We start from the raw sequence: 23,223 nt of genomic DNA on the forward strand, positions 1-23,223 counted from the left end.
GCTCACATGAGGACTGACATGCGTACTCCTTCGTTCAAACGCTCCCCCCTCGCGCTGTGCGCGCTCCTGGCCCTGGGCGCGGTGCCCGCGCAGGCGCAGGTCGCGGCCAACACGCTGCCCGTGCTGCGCCCGGGTGGTGCCGTCGTCAACGCGACGGTCGGCACGCCGGCCGGCAACACCCTCGCCATTACGCAAACGCAGAGCGCAAGCAACCGCGGGCTGATCGAGTGGTCGAGCTTCTCGATCGGCAGCGCCGCGCGCGTCACCATCGCGCAGCCGAATGCGCAGAGCCTGCTGGTCAACCGCGTCACCGGCCCGAGCCCGAGCGCGAGCGAGATCCACGGCGCCCTGAGCGCCAATGGCCGCGTGATGCTCATCAACCCGGCCGGCGTGATCTTCGGTTCGAGCGCCCAGGTCAGCGCCGGCTCGCTGGTGGCCAGCGCCCTCGACCTCGACTCTTCCATGTCGGCCAACAACTACGCGAGCCTCGTCGGCGGCGACGACATCGCGCTCTCGGGCGGCGCCGGTGCCATCACGGTGCAGACAGCCAACGACCCGCGCCAGCCGCAGATCCAGGTCACCGAAGGCGGCTCCATCGTGCTCCTGAGCCAGTCGCAGATCGAGCACCACGGCGTGATCTCGGCGCCGCGCGGCGAGGTCAACATGAGCAACGGCTCGGCCGCGCTGCTGCGCTCGGTGGGCACGAGCGGCTTCGTGCGGGTGCTGCAGGTCACGCCCTCGGAACCGTCGTCGAGCTCGCTCACCACGGGCCTTGGCTCGCAGACGCTCGCCGCAGGCGGGCGCATCGTGATCGGCGGGCAGCCGCGCGAAGAAGGTGATGCGCGTGTCGACAACCTCAACATCGCCGGCGTCCTGAGCACGGCCTCCGACACCGGCAACGGCGGCAGCATCCACATCGACGCGGGCGGTGGCGGCTCGCTCAACCTCAACGACGCCAGCGTCGATGCGTCCAGCAGCAGCGCGAGCGGCGGGCAGGTCACGCTGCTCGGCCGCCAGATCACCCTGCAGCGCGGCGAGCAGCCGACCGGGCCCGAAGTGCTGGCCGACGGCGCCACCGGCGGCGGCCGCATCGAGATCGGCGACGCCCGCACGCGCGCCCTGCTGGTGAACGACACCGTGCTGCTCTCGGCCGATGCCACCCGCAACGGCAACGGCGGCCAGATCGCCTTGCGCGCGATGTACAACGACGCCTCCGCCACCTCGCCCACGCCGCGCATCCACTTCGGCGTGACCGAGGTCTACGGCACGCTGCGCGCCCGCGGCGGCACCGAGGGCGGCAACGGCGGCCAGATCGAGACCTCGGGCATGGCGGTGACCACGGCGCTCGCCAACTCGGGCGGCGTCTACAAGCGCGGCACGATCGACGCCCGCGCCCGTGCCGCCGGCGGCACCGCCGGCGCCTGGACGCTCGACCCCTACGACGTCACCATCTCCAACGCGGCACCGCAAGACGTGGCGGGCAGCTTCGAGCCCATCGGCCCTGGCGCCAACGTGCAGGCGAGCGACATCGTGGCCGCCCTCGACGCCGGCACCAGCGTCGTGATCTCCACCGACGCAGGCGGCGCCGGCTCGCAGGCCGGCAACATCAGCATCGCCCCAGGCACCAACATCACCCGCACCGCCGGCACCGGCGCCACCACGCTGACGCTGCGCGCGAACAACAACGTGAGCATCGACGGCACGATCATCGGCTCGTCGGGCGCCGGCCCCGTCAACCTGAACCTCTTTGCCGACCTCGACGGCAACGGCACGGGCGGCGTGTCCATCACCAACTCCAGCCTCTCCACCGGGGGCGGCTCGGTCACCGCCAGCGGCGGCCTCGACCCGGCCACCGGCTATGCGCGGGGCGATGCGTCGAACGCGGCCATCAACATCGCCACCACCGACATCGACACGAGCAACCTGCAGACCGGCACGGCCGGCGACATCGTGCTGCGCGGCCGGGCGAGCACCACCCCGGGGGCCCCGGCGGCGGTGCGCCTCGCGGGCAACTTCACCTTCGGCAACCTCACCATCGACGGCCGCGCGAGCCACGGCACCGCCGTGCTGCTCAACGGCGCCAACCTCAACGCCACGGGTGCCGGCAACATCGACATCCGCGGCATCGCCACCCGCACCGACACGCTCACGGCCAGCCTCGCCGGCATCGAAGCCGACGGCACCCGCATCGTCATCCACAACGGCACCGCCACCCTCGCCGGGCGCGGCGACGACGCCGCCTTCGGCCCAGCGGGCGCGGTGGGCCTGCGCATCGGCGATCTCGAGATCGTCGGCGCCGGTTCGACGCCCGGCACGGTGAAGCTGGTCGGGCAGTCGACGGGCGGCTCCATCGCCCCGGGCATCCAGATGGTCGGCTCGGCCACCACCGGCCTCGTCGTCGACGACGGCGATGGCGGCGCGGCCAACCTCAACCTCGTGATCGGTGCTCTGTCAGACGTACGCGCCAGCTCGCTCGAGCTGGGCGTGGCCGGCGTGCCGCCGCAGGTCGACGTGAGCGGCACGGTCAACATCCGCCCGCTGGGCGTGAGCGGCACGACCGGCGACCTGGTCGAGCAGCCCACGGTGGGCATCACCGTCATTCCGCGTGGCGCCAATGCGGGCGCAGGCACCATGACCGTGCTGTCGGACATGCTGGCCGCGGGCGGCGGCATCGCGGCCGCTGGCGGCGTGGTGATCGGCTCGCGCAGCCACACCGGCGCGATCGTGCTCGACACCAACGCGTTCGGCGCCGCGGCGCCCGCGGCACGGCTGACGCTGCAGAACGAAGGCGCGGGCTCGCTGGGCATCACGGTGCGCGGCGGCAACACCTTCGGAAGCCTCGGCCTGCTGAGCGCCGGCAACATCGGCCAGGTGGGCAGCTTCACCACCGGCGACCTCGTGATCCGCGGCGGTGCAGCGAGCACGGTCACGCTCGACTCGGCCGCCAACCAGATCAACGGGGTGCTGGCCTTCGACCCACCCGCGTCGCTCACGGTTCGAACCGCGGGCGACCTGACGGTCGACGCAGCCACGGCCGCCGCCTACGACGCCGCATCCGCCACGCCCTTCGCGCCGCTGGCGATCACCACCAGCCTCGGCGGCAACACCGCGGTGCTGCAGGCCGGCGGCAACATCCTGATCAACCGCCCGATCACCATGACCGGCACCGCCACGCCCCGGCTCGACATCGTCTCCCCGGGCACCGTGACCTTCGCGACGGGCGCCGCCCTGAGCGCGCCGGGCGGGCAGTGGCGCGTCTGGGCGCCCACGGTGGTCAACCCGACGGTCGCCGGCAGTTTCAACAACCTCTACGGCTGCGTGTACGGCGACACCACCACCTGCAGCATCTCGGGCATCGCCCTGCCGACCACCGGCAACGGCCTGATGCGCGCCACGCAACCCACCATCACGGTCGCCGCCAACCCCACCACCGGCGTGATCGGCGCCCCGCTGCCGCCACTTGGCTACACCGTGACCGGGCTCGTCAACGGCGACACCGCGGCCGGCTCCCTGAGCGGCAGCCTGTCGGCCACGCCGAGCGGCACCAACACCTATGCCATCGGGCAAGGCACGCTCGCCTCGCCGCTGGGCTACAACATCGTGTTCACCCCCTCGGTGCTGACGCTGCGCCAGGCCGAACTCACGCGCCACATGCTGATGGACGCCTTCCACGCCGAGAACAGCTCCGACGTCTACGGCCGCAACCTCGACCAACCTTACGTGTGCACCGCCGCCTCGGTCATGCGCGGCGGCCTGGCCGAAGGCGCCGACGCCGACAAGCTCGCCTCCGAGTGGGGCAAGGTGCGCAACCAGCCCCAGCTCTCGGGCTGCCTCAACGTGAGCGACGGCGGCTCGTGCTCGGCCTTCTGAGCGCCGTCACGGCGGTGACCTCGGTCATCCGGCCCAGATGACTTTCGGCTGATGCTGGTCACCCCGCCGCTTCCTACAGTCCACCCATCGTGATCGAAACCACAAAACGCACCACATGAACGCCCTCCCCGTCGAAGACCTGCTGGCCTCGCTCGGCGACGACGCCCCCTGTGGTGCCGACCTGGAATACGACCCGGCCTTCCTGGCCCTCGAGGAAGCCGCCCGCGGCAAGCCCGAGCAGCAGTTCGGCGACACCGTGATCGCAGCCGAAGGCCCCGACTGGCGCACCGTGAGCGAGCAGGCGCTGGAAGTGGCCCGCCGCACCCGCGACATCCGCGTGGCCGTGCTGCTGGCCCGTGCCAGCGCCCGGCTGAAGGGCGTGACGGCCTATGCCAGCGGCATCACGCTCATCGCCGGCCTGCTCGAGCGCCACTGGGACCACGTCTACCCCCAGCTCGACGCCGACGACAACAACGACCCCACCATGCGCCTGAACGCGCTGGCCCCGCTGGTCGACAGCGCCGCCGGCCTCGCTGACCTGCGCGCCGCCAGCATCGGCGGCGGCCGGCCGGCGGTCACCGTGCGCGAGATCGAGCTCGCCTTCGGCAAGGCCGAGCCGCTGGCCGACGAAACCGTGCCCAGCGCCGACGGCATGCTGCAGGCCCTGCAGGCGGCCGAAGCGCAAGCTGCCGGCACCCTGGCCGCGCTCAAGCAACTGCACGCCGACGTGTCGGGCATCGAGAAGCTCCTGATCGACAAGGTCGGCGGCGCCCAAGGCCCGGAGTTGCGCCCGCTGCGCGTGCTGGCCCAGGCGCTCGCCACCGCGGCCACGCAGGCCGAAGGCGGCGCGGCACCTGAAGCCGCCGGTGACGACCAGCCCGCCGCCGCGGGTGGCGCGGCGCCCGTGCGCGGCACGCCCGGCACGATCGTGACCCGCGAAGACGTGTTGAAGAGCCTCGACCGCGCCTGCGAGTGGCTCGAGAAGAACGAACCCACCAACCCCGCGCCGCTGCTGATCCGCCGCGCGCAGCGCCTGATGGGCAAGAACTTCCTGGAAATCATCAGAGATTTGGCGCCTGCCGGCATCGACCAGATCGAAAACATCGCCGGCACCCACAACGAGTAACCCGTTCGTCTTCCTGAACAACCTGTAAGAGGAGTTCCACCATGGCCACCAGCAGTCAGAAATTCATCGCCCGCAACCGCGCCCCGCGCGTCCAGATCGAATACGACGTCGAGCTCTATGGCGCCGAGAAGAAGGTGCAGCTCCCCTTCGTGATGGGTGTGTTGTCTGACCTGTCGGGCAAGCCGTCGGAACCCCTCGCCCCCGTGGCCGAGCGCAAGCTGCTCGACTTCGACGTCGACAACTTCGACAGCCGCATGAAGTCGATGAAGCCGCGCGTGGCCTTCCAGGTACCCAACACCCTCACCGGCGAAGGCAACCTCTCGGTCGACATCACCTTCGAGAGCATGGACGACTTCTCGCCCGCCGCTGTGGCCAAGAAGGTCGACTCGCTCAACCAGCTGCTCACCGCCCGCCAGCAGCTCAGCAACCTCATCACCTACATGGACGGCAAGACCGGCGCTGAAGAGCTGCTGGCCAAGGTCATCTCCGACCCCGCGCTGCTCAACAGCCTGGCTTCTGCAAAGAAGACCACCGACGAGCCCAAGGCCGAGTAAGCCCGCAACGCACTGAACACGGAGAAACGAAATGGCAGAAGCACAAGGTCAATCGTCGGCCCTGCAGGGCGTCGAGTTCCAGGGCGGTGATTTCGCATCGCTCCTGAAGAAGGAGTTCAAGCCCAAGAGCGACGAGGCGAAGTCGGCCGTCGAAAGCGCGGTGCTCACGCTCGCGCAACAGGCACTCGCCAACACCAAGGTCATCGGCAGCGACGTCGTCGCCTCCATCGAGGCCATGATCGCCGAGCTCGACCAGAAGCTCAGCTCGCAGATCAACCAGATCATGCACAACCCCGAGTTCCAGCAACTCGAAAGCGCATGGCGCGGCCTGCATCACTTGGTGAACAACACCGAGACCGACGAGATGCTGAAGATCCGCGTGATGAACATCAGCAAGAACGAGCTCGGCAAGACCCTCAAGCGCTACAAGGGCACCGCCTGGGACCAGAGCCCGATCTTCAAGAAGGTCTACGAAGAAGAGTTCGGCCAGTTCGGCGGCGAGCCCTTCGGCTGCCTGGTCGGCGACTACTACTTCGACCACAGCCCGCCCGACGTGGAGCTGCTGGGTGAGATGTCGAAAGTGGCGGCTGCGGCCCACACCCCCTTCATCGCCGCCGGCTCGCCGGGGCTGATGCAGATGGAGTCGTGGCAGGAACTCGCCAACCCGCGCGACCTCACCAAGATCTTCACCACGCCCGAATACGCCGCCTGGCGCTCGCTGCGCGAAAGCGACGACGCGCGCTACATCGGCCTCGCCATGCCGCGCTTCCTGGCGCGCATCCCCTACGGCGCCAAGACCAACCCCGTCGAAGAATTCAACTTCGAGGAAGACACCGCCAACGCCGACCACACCAAGTACACCTGGGCCAACTCGGCGTACGCGATGGCGGTCAACATCAATCGCTCGTTCAAGCAATACGGCTGGTGCTCGCGCATCCGCGGCATCGAGTCGGGCGGCGCAGTGGAAGGCCTGCCGACGCACACCTTCCCGACCGATGACGGCGGTGTCGACATGAAGTGCCCGACCGAGATCGCCATCAGCGACCGCCGCGAGGCCGAGCTCGCCAAGAACGGCTTCATGCCGCTGGTGCACCGCAAGAACAGCGACTTCGCCGCCTTCATCGGCGCCCAGTCGCTGCAAAAGCCCGCCGAGTACGACGACCCCGATGCCACGGCCAATGCCAACCTGGCCGCACGCCTGCCCTACCTCTTCGCCACCTGCCGTTTCGCCCACTACCTGAAGTGCATCGTGCGCGACAAGGTGGGCTCCTTCAAGGAGAAGGACGACATGGCCAAGTGGCTCAACAGCTGGATCATGAATTACGTCGACGGCGACCCGGCCAACTCGTCGGAGACCACCAAGGCCCAGAAGCCGCTCGCGGCCGCCGAGGTGGTGGTCGAAGAGATCCCCGGCAACCCCGGCTACTACTCGTCCAAGTTCTTCCTGCGGCCTCACTACCAGCTCGAAGGGCTGACGGTGTCGCTGCGCCTGGTTTCCAAGCTGCCCTCACAGAAGGCGGCCTGATTCACTGAAAGACAACCGAAGACGACCTGCAGCCCTCGTCTTCCTTACCCGCGGTTTTCGCGTCCCTTTACCAGCAACTTCGTTTCCTCAGACTACTGAACTCAAGGAGAGATTCACATGGCTTCCATTGACACCCACATCAAGTTTGCCGGCGTTGACGGCGAATCCACCCACAAGGACCACAAGGGCGAGATCGAAGTCCTGTCGTGGACCTGGGGCGTCTCGAACGACTCCATCGGCGCCGGTGGCGGCTCCGGTAAGGGCAAGGCCACGCCGGGCGACTTCCACATCACCCACATCTACGACAAGGGGTCGCCGGTGCTGGCCAAGTACTGCGCCTCGGGCAAGCACTTCCCCGAAGTGACCATGACCAGCCGCAAGGCCGGCGAAGGCCAGAAAGACTTCCTCGTCATCAAGTTCAAGGAAGTGTTCATCAAGTCGGTGCAGCCGTCGGGCAGCTCGGGCGGCGACATCGTCGAGAGCATCACCTTCGCCTACAAGCAGGTCGACTTCGCCTACAAGCCGCAAGACGACAAGGGCGGCCTGGGTGGCGAAGTGAAGTTCGGCTGGAACAACGCCACCACCGAGATCACCTGATCGGCACACGCCGACGGCATGCGGTTGCCGCCTGGGGCCTGGCTCCGGGCGGCCATCCCACACTTCACAGGGAGTTCTCATGGCCACCAGTGCAGCCGTTGTGCAAGCCATCGCACAACAAAACCCCAACGGCGTCAGCATCGACCTCGAAAAAGGCCGCATCCTCGAAGGCCCGGGCTACTGCGTCGCCTACGACGCCACCCAGAACCAGTTCGGCCATGCCGGCTGCGTGTTCGCGATGAACCACGCCGCAGGCCCCGGCGGCTCGAACATCGTGGGCGCCTGGTTCAACCCCGGCAACAACAACTACTACTTCGACAGCGTCAAGAAGTACACCACGCGCGAAGCCGCGGTCGAGGCCGCCAAGAAGGAGCAGCAGATCGCGATCTATGACCTTCAGCGCCGTGTCGTCGAAGACATCATGACCCCCGGCGTCAACGCCGTACCCGGCTCGCCTGGCACCTTCACCCCGGCCCTCGCCGCCGGCCGCAAGCGCGCGCACAGCGTCTGACGCGGCGACCCGCGTAGCGCGACCCACCCCACACCGCCATTGACGAGGCCCTCATGCCTGCCGCCCAAACCTCTGCTTCCGACATCTTCCTGAGCGTCCAGACCAAGCGTGCCGGCAAGGTCAAGGGCGAAGCGCTGAACCCGGGCCACGAGGAAGAGATCGTCGTCAAGGGCTGGCACTGGGGTGTCTCGGCGACCTCGGCCCTGGGGTCCACCCAGGCCACCTCGCGCCGCGCCTACAAGGGCCTCACCATCGTCAAGCAGATCGACTCGGCCACCACCGCCCTGATGGCCGCGCTCGCCACCAACGACGAAGTGAAGGAAGCCAAGCTCACGATGCGCAAGGCCGGCTCGGAGCAGATGGACTACTTCCTCGTCACGCTGCAGAAGGCTCGCGTCTCCTCGGTCGACCATTCCACCGACGAGGCCGGCAACACCCTCGAGACGGTGACGCTGCAGTTCAACAAGGTCTCGGTCGAGTACCGGCCGCAGAAGTCGGCGGGAAGCCGCGGCGCCTCGATGACCTTCGAAGACGAAATCCTCAACACCTGAACCCCACACCATCATGGCCACCGCCCAGGAACTCGTCGCCGCGGGCGACCCCCAAGCCGCCCTGCAAGCCCTGCAGCAGCAGGTGCGCGACAAGCCCGGCGACGCCAAGCTGCGTGTCTTCCTGTTCCAGCTGCTCGCCGTGCTCGGCCAGTGGGAGCGGGCGATGGCGCAGCTCGATGTCTGCGGCCAGCTCGACGCCAGCACGCTCGCGATGGTCAACACCTACCGCGAAGCCATCAAGTGCGAGGCGGTGCGTGGCGCCGTGTTTGCGGGCAAGACGACGCCGGTCGTCTTCGGCAAACCCTCGGAATGGATCGCCTTGCTGATCCAGGCGCTCTCGCATGACGCACAGGGCCAGCCCGAGCAGGCGCAGGCGCTGCGTGCGCAAGCCTTCGAGGCGGCGCCCACCACGGCCGGCACGATCAACGGCGAGACGTTCGACTGGATCGCCGACGCCGACTCGCGCCTGGGCCCCGTGCTCGAAGTGGTGCTCAATGGCCGCTACACCTGGGTGCCCTTCGACGCGCTCTCGGCCGTCAACATCGACGAGCCCGAAGACCTGCGCGACATGGTCTGGGCGCCTGCGCATCTCACCTTCGCCAACGGCGGGGAATCCGTCGCGCTCATTCCCACCTGCTACCCCGGCACACGCGAGCAGCCTGACGGCAAGTTCAAGCTGGCACGCGCCACCGAATGGCTGCCGGCCGGCACCGACCAATACGCCGGCCTGGGCCAGCGAATCATCTCCACCAGCAGCGCCGAGTTGGGTTTGCTCGAAGTGCGCGAGATCAGACTCACGCCGGCTGCATGAGCGTCAACACCCGCGACCGCCTTCAGCCCGTCCTGCTCGACCGGCTGACCGACACCGCGCCGCTGTCGCACGTCGAAGCCGAAGACAACCGCGTGATGAACAAGGCGCAGATCCGCGAGGCGGTGCTGCGCGACCTGTCGTGGCTGCTCAACTCGGTGCAGCCGCTCGACAAGGAGCTCGCCAAACGGTTCCCGGCCGCGGCCGACTCGGTGCTCAACTTCGGTCTGCCCGCGATGTCGGGCCAGCTCGCGTCGAAGATCGACGTGAGCCTGCTCGAACGCGCGATCAAGCAGGCCATCCTGCGCTTCGAGCCGCGGGTGATGGAAGACTCGCTGCAGGTCACCGCGCTCGACGCCTCCAGTGTGCTCGACACCCACAACGTCATCGAGTTCGAGATCCAGGGCTTCATGTGGGCGCAGCCCGTGCCGCTGGAGCTCTTGCTGCGCACCCAGGTCGACCTCGAAGCCGGCCAGGTGGAAGTGCGTGACATGGCCAGTGGCACGGTGAGCCGGCGCGCCCCCCGCTGAGCGCGCCCCGACGGGTGTGACCAAAGTAGCTGTTCAGCCCGCGCCACATCGACAGAATTCCCGCTCATGGACCCCAACCTCCTGCGCCACTACAACGACGAGCTGACCCACCTGCGTGAGGTGGGCGCCGAGTTCGCGCAGGAGTTTCCGAAGATCGCTTCGCGGCTGTCGCTCGACGGGCTGGAAGTCACCGACCCGTATGTCGAGCGCCTGCTCGAAGGTTTTGCCTTCCTCGCCGCGCGCATCCAGGTCAAGCTCGATGCCGAGCAGCCCAAGCTGATCCAGCACCTGCTCGAGACGGTGTACCCCGGCTTCCTGTCGCCGGTGCCGTCGATGGTGGTGGCGCGCATGCGGCCCGACCCGCTCGACCCGAACCTCACCAAGGGCTTCACGCTCAAGCGTGGCACCGCGCTGAACGCCGAACTCACCCGCGGCCAGAACACGCGCTGCGAGTTCCGCATTGCGCATGACGTGACGCTCTGGCCGATCGAGATCGCTTCGGTCCAGTACTTCACCCATGCGCCCGACCTGCCGCTGGCCCACCTGCCGGTCGCACGCCAGGTCAAGGGGGGCCTGCGCATCAAGCTCAAGCTGCACGGCGGGCTGAACTTCAAGCAGCTCAGGCTCGATCGCCTGGCGCTCTACATCTCGGCGCCCGACGAGGTGGCCTTCCGGCTGCACGAGCTGGTGCTCGGCAACACGGTTGCCACCTGGGTCAGCAACAAGCGCCCGATGCAGGGCTTCGCCGATGCCGCCTCGGTGCAGCCCCTCGGCTTCAGCGACGAAGAGGCCCTGTTGCCCGAGACGCTGCGCGGCTTCAGCGGCCACCGCCTGCTGCAGGAGCTGGCCGCGATGCCGCAGCGCTTCCTGTTCTTCGATGTGCAAGACCTCGCCCGCCGCCTCGACCAGGTCGATGGCGCCGAGGCCGAGATCGTGCTTCTGTTTTCGCGTGGGGACGCCGCCCTTGAATCGCTGGTGGACGCCGGCAGCCTCGCGCTCTTTTGTACCCCCGCCGTCAACCTCTTCCCCAAGCGGCTCGATCGCATCCAGCTCGGCACGGATAGTTGGGAGAACCACGTGGTGCCCGACCGCACGCGGCCGATGGATTACGAAGTGCACACGATGGAGTCGGTGACGGGCTATGGCACGGCGCAGGTGGCGGAGCAAAAATTTCTGCCGCTCTATGCGAGCTACCACGACGAATCGCGCAACCACGGCGCCTACTTCACCGTGCGCCGCGAGCCGCGGCTCCTGTCGTCGCGCCAGCGGCAAGACGGGCCGCGCTCGGCCTACGTGGGCCAGGAAGTCTTTCTGTCGCTGGTCGACCCGCAGGCGGCGCCCTTTCGCGAAGACATCCGCCAGCTCTCGCTCACGGCGCTCGTGACCAACCGCGACCTGCCCACGCTGCTGCCCGGCAACGCCACCACCTGGACGCTCGACGCCGCCGGCCCCGCCGGCCGCATCGAAACCCTGCGCGGCCCCACGCGCCCGGTGCAGCGCCTCGCGCGTGGCGACGTCGGCTGGTCGCTCGTGAGCCTGCTCACGCTCAACTACCTCAGCATCGCCGGTGACGACCCCAAGCGCGCGGCCGCCTCGCTGCGCAGCCTGCTCGCCTTGCATGGGCCCGAGCAAGACGTGGCCTGGGCCAAGCAGGTCGAGAGCCTGCAATGGGTGGAAGCGAAGTCGGTCGTGCGCCGCCTGCCCTTCCCCGGGCCGCTGACCTTCGGCTGCGGTGTCGAAGTCACTGCGCTGGTCGACGAGCTCGGCTTCCAGGGCAGCAGCGCCTTCCTGCTCGGCCAGGTGCTGTCGCACCTCTTCGCCCGCCAGGCCTCGGCCAACAGCTTCTGCGAGACCGTGCTGCGCTCGGCGACACGAGGCGAGATCTTCCGCGCCAAGCCCCGCATCGGAGAGAAAGCAGTCCTCTGACACCTATGAAGCAGGACGCCCGCGAGCTTCACGAACGCCGAGCCCGTCTCTACGAGCAGCTCGCAGCGCAGCCGTGGGCGCACGACTTCTTTGCCGTGCTGCGGCAGATCGAATCGCTCTCGCCCGACGCTCCGCGCCTGGGCAAGGCCTTGCGCCCTGGTGTGGAGCCTATCCGCCTCGGGCAAGACCCGGAACTCGACTTCGCACCGGCGGCGATCATGTCGTTCAAGGCCGAGGGCGCACGCCCTCGCCTCGGCAACCGCTTCTTCGGCCTCTTCGGCCCGATGGGCCCGCTGCCGCTGCACCTGACCGAATACGCTCGGGACCGGCTGCGCAACCACGCCGACCCGACCTTCGCGCGTTTTGCCGACGTCTTCCACCACCGCGCGCTGCTGCTCTTCTACCGCGCCTGGGCACAGAACCAGCCCACCGTGCAGGCCGACCGCCCGCACGACGACCAGTTCGCCAAATGGGTGAGCGCGCTGTTCGGCCAGGCCCCGGCCTCGATGCGCGGCGCCGACGCCGTGCCCGATGCCGCCAAGCGCCACAGCGCCGGGCTGCTCGCCAAGAGCACGCGCAACCCCGAAGCCATCTCCAAGGTGCTGCGCCAGTATTTCGACGTGCCCATCCGGGTGGAGCCGTATGTGGGCCACTGGATGCCGCTGCGCACCGAAGACCGCAGCCGCCTCGGCCGCCCGGGCGCGCGCCGCAGCGCGCCGCTCGGCGTGTCGGTGGTGGCCGGCGCCAAGGTGTGGGACCGCCAATACAAGCTGCGCCTGCACATCGGCCCGCTCACGCTCGAGCAGTACCGGCAGTTCCTGCCCGGCCAGCCTTCGCTGATCGAGCTGCGCGACTGGATGCGCCAGCTCGTGGGCTTCGAGCTGCTGTGGGACGTGCGCCTCGTGCTCAAGGGCGGCGAAGTGCCCAAGCTCGACATGCGCGGCAAGGCGCAACTCGGCCGCACCACCTGGCTCGGCCGCAAGACACCGCACCCCGACCGCGGGGAACTCCATCTGCATCCCTCGCGCTTAGGGCCTGTTAACGCTATGGGAAGGCACGCGTGACTCGTCAAAAGGACATCCGCAAGGCGCACGGCGCGGCCCGGGCTTTCTGCCCGGGCAAGCCGTGCAACGCCGCGGATGCCCTTTTGACGAGATCACCCTTCGGGCCGGTGGCTGGCAAAGCGCTGGGCCGCGTTGCATCGCTTGCCCGGGCGGCCAGCCCGGGCCGCGCGATGCGCCTTGCCCAGCGCTTTGCCAGCCGCCGGCGCGTACCTTCCCATAGCGTTAACAGGCCCTAACGGCGCAACCACTCTGAACGGGAGACTCTCATGGCAGAAATCAGCCGCTCCGCCCTCTTCGGCAAACTCAACCCGCTGGCCTACAAGGCGATCGAAGGCGCCACCGTCTTCTGCAAGCTGCGCGGCAACCCATACGTGGAGCTGCAGCACTGGCTGTTCCAGATCCTGCAGAACCAGGACAGCGACATCCACCGCATCGCCAAACACTACGGCATGGACGCGTCAAACCTCGTCGCCGACCTTCAGAACTCGCTCGACCGGCTGCCGCGCGGCGCCTCTTCCGTCACCGACCTCTCCACCTTCGTGGAAGACGCGGTGGAGCGCGGCTGGGTCTACGGCTCGCTGATGTACGGCGGCACCCACGTGCGCACCGGCTTCCTCATCGTCGGCCTGCTCAAGACCAAGAGCCTGCGCAACGTGCTGATGTCGATCAGCAAGCAGTTCGAGAAGATCCAGACCGACGACCTGACCGAGAACTTCCTGAAGATCGTGGGCGGCTCGCCCGAAGACCAGCAGGTGGCAAGCGAGTCGGGTGCCGCGCCGGGCGAAGCCAGCGGCGCGATCTCGCCCGCCGCGATGGGCAAGCAGGAAGCGCTCAAGCAGTTCACCACCGACCTCACCGAGCAGGCCCGCAGCGGCAAGATGGACCCGATCGTCGGCCGCGACGACGAGATCCGCCAGGTGGTCGACATCCTGATGCGCCGCCGCCAGAACAACCCCATCCTCATCGGCGAGGCCGGCGTGGGCAAGACCGCGGTGGTCGAAGGCTTCGCGCAGCGCATCGCGCGTGGCGACGTGCCGCCCTCGCTCAAGGAAGTGGAGCTGCGCTCGCTCGACGTGGGCCTGCTGCAGGCCGGTGCCTCGATGAAGGGTGAGTTCGAGCAGCGCCTGCGCTCCGTGATCGACGAGGTGCAGGCGAGCGCCAAACCCATCATCCTGTTCATCGACGAAACGCACACGCTGGTCGGCGCCGGTGGCGCGGCCGGCACCGGCGACGCCGCCAACCTGCTGAAGCCCGCTCTCGCCCGCGGCCAGCTGCGCACCATCGGCGCGACCACCTTCGCCGAGTACAAGAAGCACATCGAGAAAGACCCGGCGCTCACCCGCCGCTTCCAGAGCGTGACGGTCGACGAACCCGATGAGCCGCGCGCCATCCTCATGATGCGCGGCGTGGCCTCCACGATGGAGAAGCACCACAAGGTGCAGATCCTCGACGAGGCGCTCGAAGCGGCGGTGAAGCTCTCGCACCGCTACATCCCCGCACGCCAACTGCCCGACAAGTCGGTGAGCCTGCTCGACACGGCCTGCGCGCGTGTCGCCGTGAGCCTGCACGCCACCCCGGCCGAGGTCGACGATTGCAGCAAGCGCATCGAAGCACTCGAAACCGAGCGCGGCATCATCGCCCGCGAGAACGCCATCGGCATCGACACCACCAAGCGCTCGGCCGAAGTCGAAGCCATGCTCACCACCGAGCGGGCCCGGCTCGACAAGCTTCAAAGCCGCTGGCAGGCCGAGAAGGGCCTGGTCGACAAGCTGCTCGACCTGCGTGCCAAGTTGCGCGGTGGCCTGGAGCCGGTGGAAGGCACGGGCAGCAAGCTCGAGAAGAGCGCCGAAGCTGCGGCGCCCGAGCTGGTCAAGCTCTCCGATGCCGAACGCAGCGCGACGCTTGCCGAGCTGAAGAAGGTCCAGGAAGAGCTGAGCTCGCTGCAAGGCGAGAGCCCGCTGATCCTGCCGACCGTCGACTACCAGGCCGTGGCGAGCGTGGTCGGTGACTGGACGGGCATTCCTGTCGGCCGCATGGCCGCCAACGAGATCGAGACCATCCTCAACCTCGCGAAGAACCTCGGCGAACGTGTGATCGGGCAAGACCACGCGATGGAGATGATCGCCAAGCGCATCCAGACCTCGCGCGCGATGCTCGACAACCCGAGCAAGCCGATCGGCGTCTTCATGCTGGCCGGCACCTCGGGCGTCGGCAAGACCGAGACGGCGCTCGCGCTCGCCGAGGCGCTCTACGGTGGCGAGCAGAACGTCATCACCATCAACATGAGCGAGTACCAGGAGGCGCACACCGTCTCCACGCTCAAGGGCTCGCCCCCGGGCTACGTGGGCTACGGCGAAGGCGGCGTGCTGACCGAAGCCGTGCGCCGCCGCCCCTACAGCGTGGTGCTGCTCGACGAGGTGGAGAAGGCCCACCCCGACGTGCACGAACTCTTCTTCCAGGTCTTCGACAAGGGCTGGATGGAAGACGGCGAAGGCCGGCTGATCGACTTCAAGAACACGATCATCCTGCTCACCAGCAACGCCGGCAGCGACCTCATCATGAACCTGTGCAAGGACCCGGAGCTGATGCCCGGGCCCGACGCCATCGCCAAGGCGCTGCGCGAGCCGTTGCTGAAGGTGTTCCCGGCCGCGCTGCTGGGCCGCATCGTCACCATCCCGTACTACCCGCTGTCGGAAGACATGATGGGCCGCATCGTCACGCTGCAGCTCAACCGCATCAAGAAGCGCGTGGAAGCCAACCACGACGTGCCCTTCACCTTCAACGACGAGGTGGTGAAACTGGTGGTGAGCCGCTGCAACGAAGTGGAGAGCGGCGGCCGCGTGATCGACGCGCTGCTGACCAACACCGTGCTGCCGCGCATCAGCCACGAGTACCTCACGCGCCTGGCCACGGGCACGCCGCTCGCGAAGGTGGAGCTCACCGTCGCCGACGGCGATTTCGCCTATGCCTTCGACTAGACCCGGCAACACCAAGCAACCCGAGCTGCCGCAGCGCCAGCTGCTGCAGCGTGCCGTCGCGCACCTGCGCGGCGGCCAGCTCGACCTGGCCGAGCCGCTGCTCGTGTCCATCCTGCAGCGCTGGCCGGGCTACCCTGACGCGCTGCACTTCCTGGGCGTTCTGGAGCATATCCGCGGTCGCAGCGAAGAAGCGGTGAGCCTCATCCGCCAGGCCATCGTGCGCCTGCCGGGTGAAGCGGGCCCGCTCAACAACCTGGGCAACGTGCTCGTCGAGACCCAGCGCTACGACGAGGCCGAAAAGGCCTACCGCGATTGCCTCGCGTTCCAGCCCGACCAGGTCGACGCGCTCACCAACCTCGCCACGCTCTTGCGCAAGCGCCGCCAGCATGCGGAGGCCGAGGCACTGTGCCGCCGTGCGGTGAAGGCCAGGCCCGACTTCGCGCTCGCCTGGTACACGCTGTCGCTCGCGCTCGTGGAGCAAGGCCACATCGACGAGGGGCTCAAGGCCCACGCGCGCGGCGTGGCCCTCGCGCCGAAGCAACTGCAGGCCCGCAACGCCATGCCCAAGGCGCTGGTTCACAAGGGCCGCCTGGAAGACGCGGCCCAGCTCTACCGCGCGTGGCTCGCCATCGAACCCGACAACCCGGTGGTGCGCCACCACCTCGCCGCCTGCGTAGGCGGCACGGTGCCCGAGCGTGCGAGCGACGCCTACGTCGAGAAGACCTTCGACGCCTTCGCTGCCACCTTCGACGCCAACCTCGCTGCGCTCGACTACCGCGCGCCGCAGCTCGTGACCGACATGCTGGAATCGCTGCTGGCGCCACCCTCGCGGCAGTACGACGTGCTCGACCTCGGCTGCGGCACCGGCCTGTGCGGCCCACTCGTGCGCGAGTGGGCGCGCGAGTTGAGCGGCTGCGACCTGTCTCAAGGCATGCTGGCTCAGGCCGGCCGCCGCCGGGTCTACGACAAGCTCGAGCACGCCGAACTCGTGGCGTACCTGAACGACAACCCGCGCCGATTCGACGTGCTCATCTGCGCCGACACGCTGTGCTACTTCGGCGAGTTGCACGATGCCCTGCGCGCCGCGGCCGCAGCGCTGCGCCCGGGCGGCCGCTTCGTCTTCACCGTGGAGGCGTGGAAGTCGGACGGCGGCGAGTCGTACAAGCTGCAGCCGCACGGCCGCTATGCCCACCACCGCGGCTACCTGCGCCGCTTGCTGTCGCAAGTGGGGCTCAACGAGCTGGCCTTGAACGAAGAGCAGCTGCGTGTGGAAAGCGGACAGCCGGTGATCGGCTGGCTGGTCGCCGCGCAGCTTCCCTGAACACACCGCCTGGAGCTTTCCCATGGCCAACGACGGCAACCTCGGCCCGCTCGGGTCCGACACCAACCAGCCCGCCATCGACGGCGGCACCAATGCCCTGACGAAGAACTCCCCGCCCGGCGCCGAAGGCCCGCAGATGTATGCCTACACGCCCACCGCGTGGGAGAGCGCCGTCAAGAACACGAGCGAATGGTTTGCCGAGGCCAACGAAGCGGCTGGCAACCTCGTGTGGTGGCTGATCGGCTCGCCGTCCCTCGGCCTCAAGAACGGCGACCTCGAGTTCGGCCCCGAAGACAGCGAGACCAAGCACATGCGCAACACCCCCGCCTTCGTGGAGGCGGTGGAGATCTACCAGGACTGGATCGCGCACGGCCGCCCGTCGGGGGAGTACAGCATCAACAACGTGACCTGCTACTGGGTGCCGAGCAAGGGCCACTTCTTCGTGCAGGGGCGCACCGGCGGCGGCCAGCAGGGCCGCAAGGGCAAGTTGTCGGAGCCGCTCGCCTACCCGCTGTGGGGCTACACCGGCAACTTCTCCATCCGCTTCAAGGAGGCCGACTGGATGGGCCCCAACCTCGTGCAGGTGGAGATGGAGAACTACACCTCGCTGCCCTCGTACCTGCATGGCCTCGACCAGGGCAACGCCTTCCTCGACAGCCTGTACACCCGCGAGTCCGGCGTGCCCATCGTGTCGCGCAGCCGGCAGGTCTACCGCTTCATCACCTACATCGCACCCAAGCCGCCGGTCACCACCACGAAGTGAGGCCGGCGCGGCGGCGCCATGACTTTCGTCGCTTACCGCGAGGGCGCTCACGCCCTATCTTCACGCCCACACCCAGGACGCGTTCCAGGTAGGACTCCATGCCAGCACCCATCACCCTGAGCTCCCCTCTTCCGCCTGCGGACCTGCTGTTCGAGTCGATGACGACCACCGGCGGGCTGAGCGCGCTCGAGGACATGCAGCTCAACCTCCTGAGCGAGAAGGCCGACCTCAAGCCCGCCGACCTGTTGGGCAAGCCGATCACCGTGAACGTGGCGCTGGCCGACGGCAAACGGCACCTCAATGGCTACGTCACGCGCTTCGCGATGGGCGGCCACCAGGGCCGCTACTACCGCTACCACGCCACCGTGCGGCCGTGGCTGTGGTTCCTCACGCGCACGAGCGACTGCCGAATCTTCCAGGACATGACCGTCCCGGACATCGTCAAGAAGATCTTCGACGACCACCGGGTGGCGAACTTCAAATTCAACCTCTTTCGCACCTACCGCAAGTGGACGTACTGCGTGCAGTACCGCGAGAGCGATTTCAACTTCATCGCCCGGCTGCTCGAGCACGAGGGCATCTACTGGTACTTCGAGCACAAGGACGGCGAGCACAAGCTGATGCTCGTGGACTCGCGCAGCGCCCACAACGCGGTGAAGGGGCACGACACCCTGCCCTTCTACGAGCTGGGCGCCGCCCCGCCCGACACCGAGTCGGTCTCGCGCTGGACCTTCTCGCGCGAGATCCGCCCCGGCAAGACCGTGCTCGACAGCTACGACTTCGAGCGCCCCTCGGTCGACCTCGCCGTCGAGAAAGACACCACCCACGACCACGACCTCGCCGACTCGGAGATGTTCGACTACCAGGGCGACTACATCGTGGCCGCCGATGGCAGCCAGCAGGTCGAAGACCGGCTCGACGAGCAGCAGTCGCGCTTCCACGTGGTGCAGGCCGCGTCCAATGGGCACAGCATCCAGACGGGCAGCCTGCTCAAGCTCACCCGCCACCCGCGCGACGACCAGAACACCGAATACCTGATCGTGGCCACCTCCATCCAGGCGAGCGTCAGCGCCAACGAGTCGGGCACGAGCGGCGCCAACACCTTCCACTGCGACTTCAGCGCCATCCCGTCGTCGCAGCAGTTCCGCCCGCCGCGCCGCACGCCCAAGCCCTTCGTGCAGGGCCCGCAGACGGCCGTGGTGGTAGGCCCCGGCGGTGAAGAAATCTTCACCGACAAGTACGGCCGCGTGAAGGTGCAGTTCCACTGGGACCGCGAGGCGAAGAAGAAAGACCTGAAGGAGAAGAGCAGCTGCTGGGTGCGTGTGTCGCACCCCTGGGCCGGCAAGAACTTCGGCGCGATCCACATCCCGCGCATCGGGCAGGAGGTGGTCGTCGGTTTCCTCGAAGGCGACCCCGACCAGCCGCTCATCACCGGCCGCGTCTACAACGCCGAGCAGATGCCCCCGTGGGACCTGCCGGCCAACGCCACCCAGAGCGGCATCCTCACGCGCTCGTCGAAGGGTGGCGCGTATGCGAACGCCAACGCGATCCGCTTCGAAGACAAGAAGGGCAGCGAGCAGCTGTGGATCCACGCCGAGAAGAACCAGGACATCGAGGTCGAGAACGACGAGACGCACTGGGTCGGCCACGACCGCACCAAGACCATCGACCACGACGAGACGGTGCATGTGAAGCATGACCGCACCGAGACGGTCGACAACGACGAGACCATCACGGTTCACCACGACCGCACGGAGACGGTGGACAACAACGAGACCATCACCATCGGCGTGAACCGCACCGAGTCGGTGGGCTCCAACGAAGACATCACGATCGGTGCGAACCGCACCGAAGCCGTCGGCGCCAACGAAACGATCACGATCGGCAGCAATCGCAGCATCACGGTCGGCGCGAGCGAAACCGCGACCGTCGCGCAGCAGCGTACCCACACGGTCGGCATCAACGAGACGATCTCCGTGGGCGCTGCTCAGGAGATCACGGTCGGTGCGATGCAGGCCATCACGGTGGGCGCCAACCAGACCATTTCGGTCGGCGCCAACCAATCCACCAGCGTGGGCGCGAAGCAGAGCAACGAGATCGGCTCAGACCGCAGCCTCACCGTCGGTGGCGCACAGGCCACGACGGTCGGGAAGAAGCGCACGACCAGCATCGGTGAAGACGACTCCCTCACGGTGGGCAAGAACCTCACCATCACCGCCGCCGACTCCATCACCATCAAGACTGGCAGCGCCAGCATCACGATGAAGAAGGACGGCACCATCTCGATCAAGGGCAAGGACATCACGATCGATGGCTCTGGCAAAGTCAACGTCAAGGCCAGCAGCGACATCGTGATGAAGGGCTCGAAGATCCTGCAGAACTGACAACGAGGCACGCGATGCAACGCGAACACCTGAGCGACGAACAGTTGATGCTGGCCGAAGCGCCGACTGGCCCGTTGGAAGCTTTACTGGGCGATCGCCCCGCCGCCCTTTCCAGGGCGCCCTTGCCGGACGTCGTGGTCGGCGAGATCGTCGCCATCACGGACGGCGGCTGTACGCCGCTCGTGCTGTTTCCCGGCCAGCCCGGCACCGCTGCGCTGCGCGCACGCACCGTGCTCGACCTGCACGGCGCCCATGTCGGCCAGCAGGCGGTGCTCTCATTCGAGAACGGCGATGCGAGTCGGCCGATCGTGATGGGCGTGCTGCGCCAACCCGGCGACCGTCCGCTCGACGCACCGGGCCAGGTGCACCTCGACACCGACGGCGAGCGCATGATCGTCAACGCGAAGCAGGAGCTCGTGCTCCAGTGCGGCAAGGCGAGCATCACGCTGACCAGCGCCGGCAAGGTGCTGATCCAGGGTAGCTACGTCTCCAGCCGCTCGACGGGCGTGAACCGGCTCAAGGGCGGCTCGGTGCAGCTCAACTGATCTCGACGACCCGAGCCCCACATGGAACTGATCAATGCCACCCGCATGACGGCTGGCTACAACATGGGCCTGGAGCCCAGCGGCCGCGAGCTGCTGGTCGTCGTCATCAAGGGCACGTTTCGCTTCCCGCAGGCCGGCGAGCCTCACACCCACTTCGCGCTGCACGAGGAGCAGCTGCCGCTGGTGATGGCCGACACCTTCACCGGCGAGCCGGGCCTGTCGGCACCCGTCTATGAAGTCGACTTCGCGCCACGCAAGCCGCGGTGCGACATTCTTTTGCTGGGCAGCGCGTACGCGCCGCAGGGCCGTCCCGCCACACGCGTGGACGTCGGACTGCGTGTGGGCCCCTGGCACAAGCGCTTCGCCGCCGTCGGCCCCCGTCACTGGGACTGCGGTCTCGCCACTTTGCGTGCGTCCGCGCCGGAGCCCTTCATCAAACAGCCCGTCTCCTACGACGTGGCATTCGGCGGCGCCGATCTGGCCCACGAAGACCCGGCCCAGCACGCCGCCTTCATGGCCAACCCGGCCGGTCGGGGCTTCCACAAGCACCTGCGCAGGGAATGGGTCGACGGCAAGCCGCTGCCACTGACCGAAGAGTCGGGGCACAGCGTGACCGACACCAACGGCAACTACCGCCCCATGGCCTTCGGTCCCGTCGGGCGCGGTTGGGAGCCGCGCTCCAGGCTCGCCGGCACCTACGACGACAAATGGTTGGAGCAGCACTTCCCCTTTCTGCCGCCCGATTTCGACGAACTTTATTTTCAGGCCGCACCTGCGGACCAGCAGGTGCCGCTCGACACGTTCGGCGGCGGCCCGATCGAAGTTGCGCTGACCAACCTGACCCCCGAGGGTTCGACGCAGTTCACCATTCCGGGCCTGGTGGCGCCGGTGCACGTCTTCCCCATGCGCGGAGACGTCGAGAACTACAACGCTGCTCTCGACACCATCGTCATCGAACCCGACCTGCAGCGCTTCAGCCTCACATGGCGCATGACCCGACCTTTGCGAAAAGGCATGCATGAGATTGCGCAAGTGGTGGTGGGCAAGAAGGGCCGCGAGTGGTGGCAGCAATGGGAGCGCGCGCCGTTCCCCCTGCCCATCAAGGTGGTGCCGATGCACCCCGAAACCGTGGGAGAAGCCTGATGGCCGCCACGGCTCTGGCCATCCGGCGCGCCAGCCTCGTCACGGCCGTCGGCCTGAGCGGGCCAGCCGCATGCGCCGCCATCCGCGCGAAGGTCACGAACCCGACGGAGACGCGCTTCATCGGCGGCGAAGGCAACTGGCTCATGGCCCATCAGGTCGAGCTCGAACGACGCTGGAGCGGACGCACGCGCCTCGCCAAGCTGGCCGCCATGGCGATCGATGAAGCGCTGGCCGACCTGCCATCGGCCGATTGGTCGTCGACCCCTTTGCTGCTGTGCATCGCCGAACCCGATCGCCCCGGGCGTCTGCCGGAGCTGGACACCCTCTTGTTTCCTGAGGTGCTGCAGGAGCTCGGCGCCACGTTTGCGCAAAGTTCAGCAGTAGTGGCACACGGCAGGGTGTCGGTCGCGGTCGCGATGGCACAGGCCCGCACCCTGATTGCGGCAGGTGCGCCGCAAGTGCTAATCGTGGCGGCGGACAGCCTGGTCCACGGCCCCACGCTCGCGCACTACTTGCGCGAAGCCCGCCTGCTCACGCCGTCGAACTCGAACGGGTTCATGCCCGGAGAAGGCGCCGGCGCCCTGCTCGTCGGCAAGCCCGCGGGCACGCCGGCGCTGGTGTGCACCGGGATCGGCCTGGCGATGGAGGGTGCGTCCATCGATTCCGGTGAGCCGCTTCGAGGCGACGGGCTCTCGACTGCCATCAAGTCAGCCCTCGGTGAAGCCGGCCGCGAGATGCACGACATGGATTTCCGCATCACCGATCTGTCGGGCGAGCAGTACTACTTCAAGGAGGCCGCACTGGCGCTGACCCGCGTCCTTCGGCGCCGGAAAGAAGAATTCGAAACCTGGCACCCGGCCGAATGCATCGGCGAAGCCGGTGCGCTGGCGGGTGCGGCCGCGGTGGCCGTGGCCGACATGGCCTGCCGCAAGGGTTACACGCTGGGCCACGAGATCCTGGCCCACATGTCCAACGACGCGGGGCAACGCGCCGCGATGACGCTTCGCTTCGGGGCTGCGTGATGGGA

Annotated in this window: 18 protein-coding genes; all 18 read left to right on the plus strand. The window is 67.9% G+C overall.

Annotated features, from left to right (window positions below):
* Positions 1–18: 18 nt before the first annotated feature.
* The 18 genes from RXV79_RS14140 to RXV79_RS14225 all read left to right on the plus strand — a co-directional run bounded on the left by RXV79_RS14140 (position 19) and on the right by RXV79_RS14225 (position 23,218).
* The gene (locus RXV79_RS14140) at positions 19–3,870 is read left to right on the plus strand and encodes a beta strand repeat-containing protein (protein ID WP_316698320.1); all 3,852 of its coding nucleotides are present in this window, start codon (positions 19–21) and stop codon (positions 3,868–3,870) included.
* Between the two features lie 115 nt (positions 3,871–3,985).
* Positions 3,986–4,996 carry a type VI secretion system protein TssA gene (gene tssA, locus RXV79_RS14145; protein ID WP_316698321.1) on the plus strand — a complete coding sequence of 337 codons (1,011 nt, stop codon included), beginning with the start codon at positions 3,986–3,988 and terminating at the stop codon, positions 4,994–4,996.
* 41 nt (positions 4,997–5,037) lie between these two features.
* Positions 5,038–5,550, plus strand: a complete 513-nt coding sequence (tssB, locus tag RXV79_RS14150; RefSeq protein WP_316698322.1) for a type VI secretion system contractile sheath small subunit — start codon at positions 5,038–5,040, stop codon at positions 5,548–5,550.
* Positions 5,551–5,581: 31 nt separating this feature from the next.
* The gene (gene tssC / locus RXV79_RS14155; RefSeq protein WP_296718472.1) at positions 5,582–7,075 is read left to right on the plus strand and encodes a type VI secretion system contractile sheath large subunit; all 1,494 of its coding nucleotides are present in this window, start codon (positions 5,582–5,584) and stop codon (positions 7,073–7,075) included.
* A 117-nt stretch (positions 7,076–7,192) separates the two neighbouring features.
* Complete coding sequence (locus RXV79_RS14160) at positions 7,193–7,672, plus strand: Hcp family type VI secretion system effector (RefSeq protein WP_316698325.1); 480 nt, start codon at positions 7,193–7,195, stop codon at positions 7,670–7,672.
* Between the two features lie 79 nt (positions 7,673–7,751).
* Positions 7,752–8,183, plus strand: a complete 432-nt coding sequence (locus tag RXV79_RS14165) for a hypothetical protein (RefSeq protein ID WP_316698327.1) — start codon at positions 7,752–7,754, stop codon at positions 8,181–8,183.
* A gap of 53 nt (positions 8,184–8,236) precedes the next feature.
* On the plus strand, positions 8,237–8,734 hold the full coding sequence (locus RXV79_RS14170) for an Hcp family type VI secretion system effector (protein WP_316698328.1): 498 nt from the start codon (positions 8,237–8,239) through the stop codon (positions 8,732–8,734).
* 13 nt (positions 8,735–8,747) lie between these two features.
* The gene (locus tag RXV79_RS14175) at positions 8,748–9,545 is read left to right on the plus strand and encodes a type VI secretion system accessory protein TagJ (protein WP_316698329.1); all 798 of its coding nucleotides are present in this window, start codon (positions 8,748–8,750) and stop codon (positions 9,543–9,545) included.
* Complete coding sequence (gene tssE, locus RXV79_RS14180; protein ID WP_316698331.1) at positions 9,542–10,072, plus strand: type VI secretion system baseplate subunit TssE; 531 nt, start codon at positions 9,542–9,544, stop codon at positions 10,070–10,072. Before RXV79_RS14175 ends, tssE begins: the two co-directional genes overlap by 4 nt.
* Before the next feature lie 66 nt (positions 10,073–10,138).
* A complete protein-coding gene (gene tssF, locus RXV79_RS14185) occupies positions 10,139–11,998 on the plus strand; it encodes a type VI secretion system baseplate subunit TssF (protein ID WP_316698334.1) in 1,860 nt (619 codons plus the stop codon).
* A gap of 5 nt (positions 11,999–12,003) precedes the next feature.
* Complete coding sequence (tssG, locus tag RXV79_RS14190) at positions 12,004–13,062, plus strand: type VI secretion system baseplate subunit TssG (protein ID WP_316698335.1); 1,059 nt, start codon at positions 12,004–12,006, stop codon at positions 13,060–13,062.
* A 266-nt stretch (positions 13,063–13,328) separates the two neighbouring features.
* Entirely contained in the window at positions 13,329–16,040 is a 2,712-nt protein-coding gene (gene tssH / locus RXV79_RS14195; protein WP_316698338.1) for a type VI secretion system ATPase TssH, read from the plus strand.
* On the plus strand, positions 16,027–17,361 hold the full coding sequence (locus tag RXV79_RS14200; protein ID WP_316698340.1) for a tetratricopeptide repeat protein: 1,335 nt from the start codon (positions 16,027–16,029) through the stop codon (positions 17,359–17,361). Before tssH ends, RXV79_RS14200 begins: the two co-directional genes overlap by 14 nt.
* A 22-nt stretch (positions 17,362–17,383) precedes the next feature.
* A complete protein-coding gene (locus tag RXV79_RS14205; RefSeq protein ID WP_316698343.1) occupies positions 17,384–18,124 on the plus strand; it encodes a hypothetical protein in 741 nt (246 codons plus the stop codon).
* Between the two features lie 98 nt (positions 18,125–18,222).
* Positions 18,223–20,508, plus strand: coding sequence for a type VI secretion system Vgr family protein (locus RXV79_RS14210; protein WP_316698345.1), 2,286 nt, complete (start codon positions 18,223–18,225; stop codon positions 20,506–20,508).
* A 14-nt stretch (positions 20,509–20,522) separates the two neighbouring features.
* The gene (locus RXV79_RS14215) at positions 20,523–21,053 is read left to right on the plus strand and encodes a DUF6484 domain-containing protein (RefSeq protein WP_316698347.1); all 531 of its coding nucleotides are present in this window, start codon (positions 20,523–20,525) and stop codon (positions 21,051–21,053) included.
* Positions 21,054–21,074: 21 nt separating this feature from the next.
* Positions 21,075–22,196, plus strand: a complete 1,122-nt coding sequence (locus RXV79_RS14220; protein ID WP_316698350.1) for a DUF2169 family type VI secretion system accessory protein — start codon at positions 21,075–21,077, stop codon at positions 22,194–22,196.
* Positions 22,196–23,218 (plus strand): hypothetical protein, encoded by a 1,023-nt coding sequence (locus RXV79_RS14225; RefSeq protein ID WP_316698352.1) that lies wholly within the window; start codon positions 22,196–22,198, stop codon positions 23,216–23,218. Before RXV79_RS14220 ends, RXV79_RS14225 begins: the two co-directional genes overlap by 1 nt.
* The last annotated feature ends 5 nt before the right edge of the window (positions 23,219–23,223 follow it).

It is taken from the genome of Piscinibacter gummiphilus, assembly GCF_032681285.1.
In the GTDB taxonomy this organism is placed as follows: Bacteria; Pseudomonadota; Gammaproteobacteria; order Burkholderiales; family Burkholderiaceae_C; genus Rhizobacter; species Rhizobacter gummiphilus_A.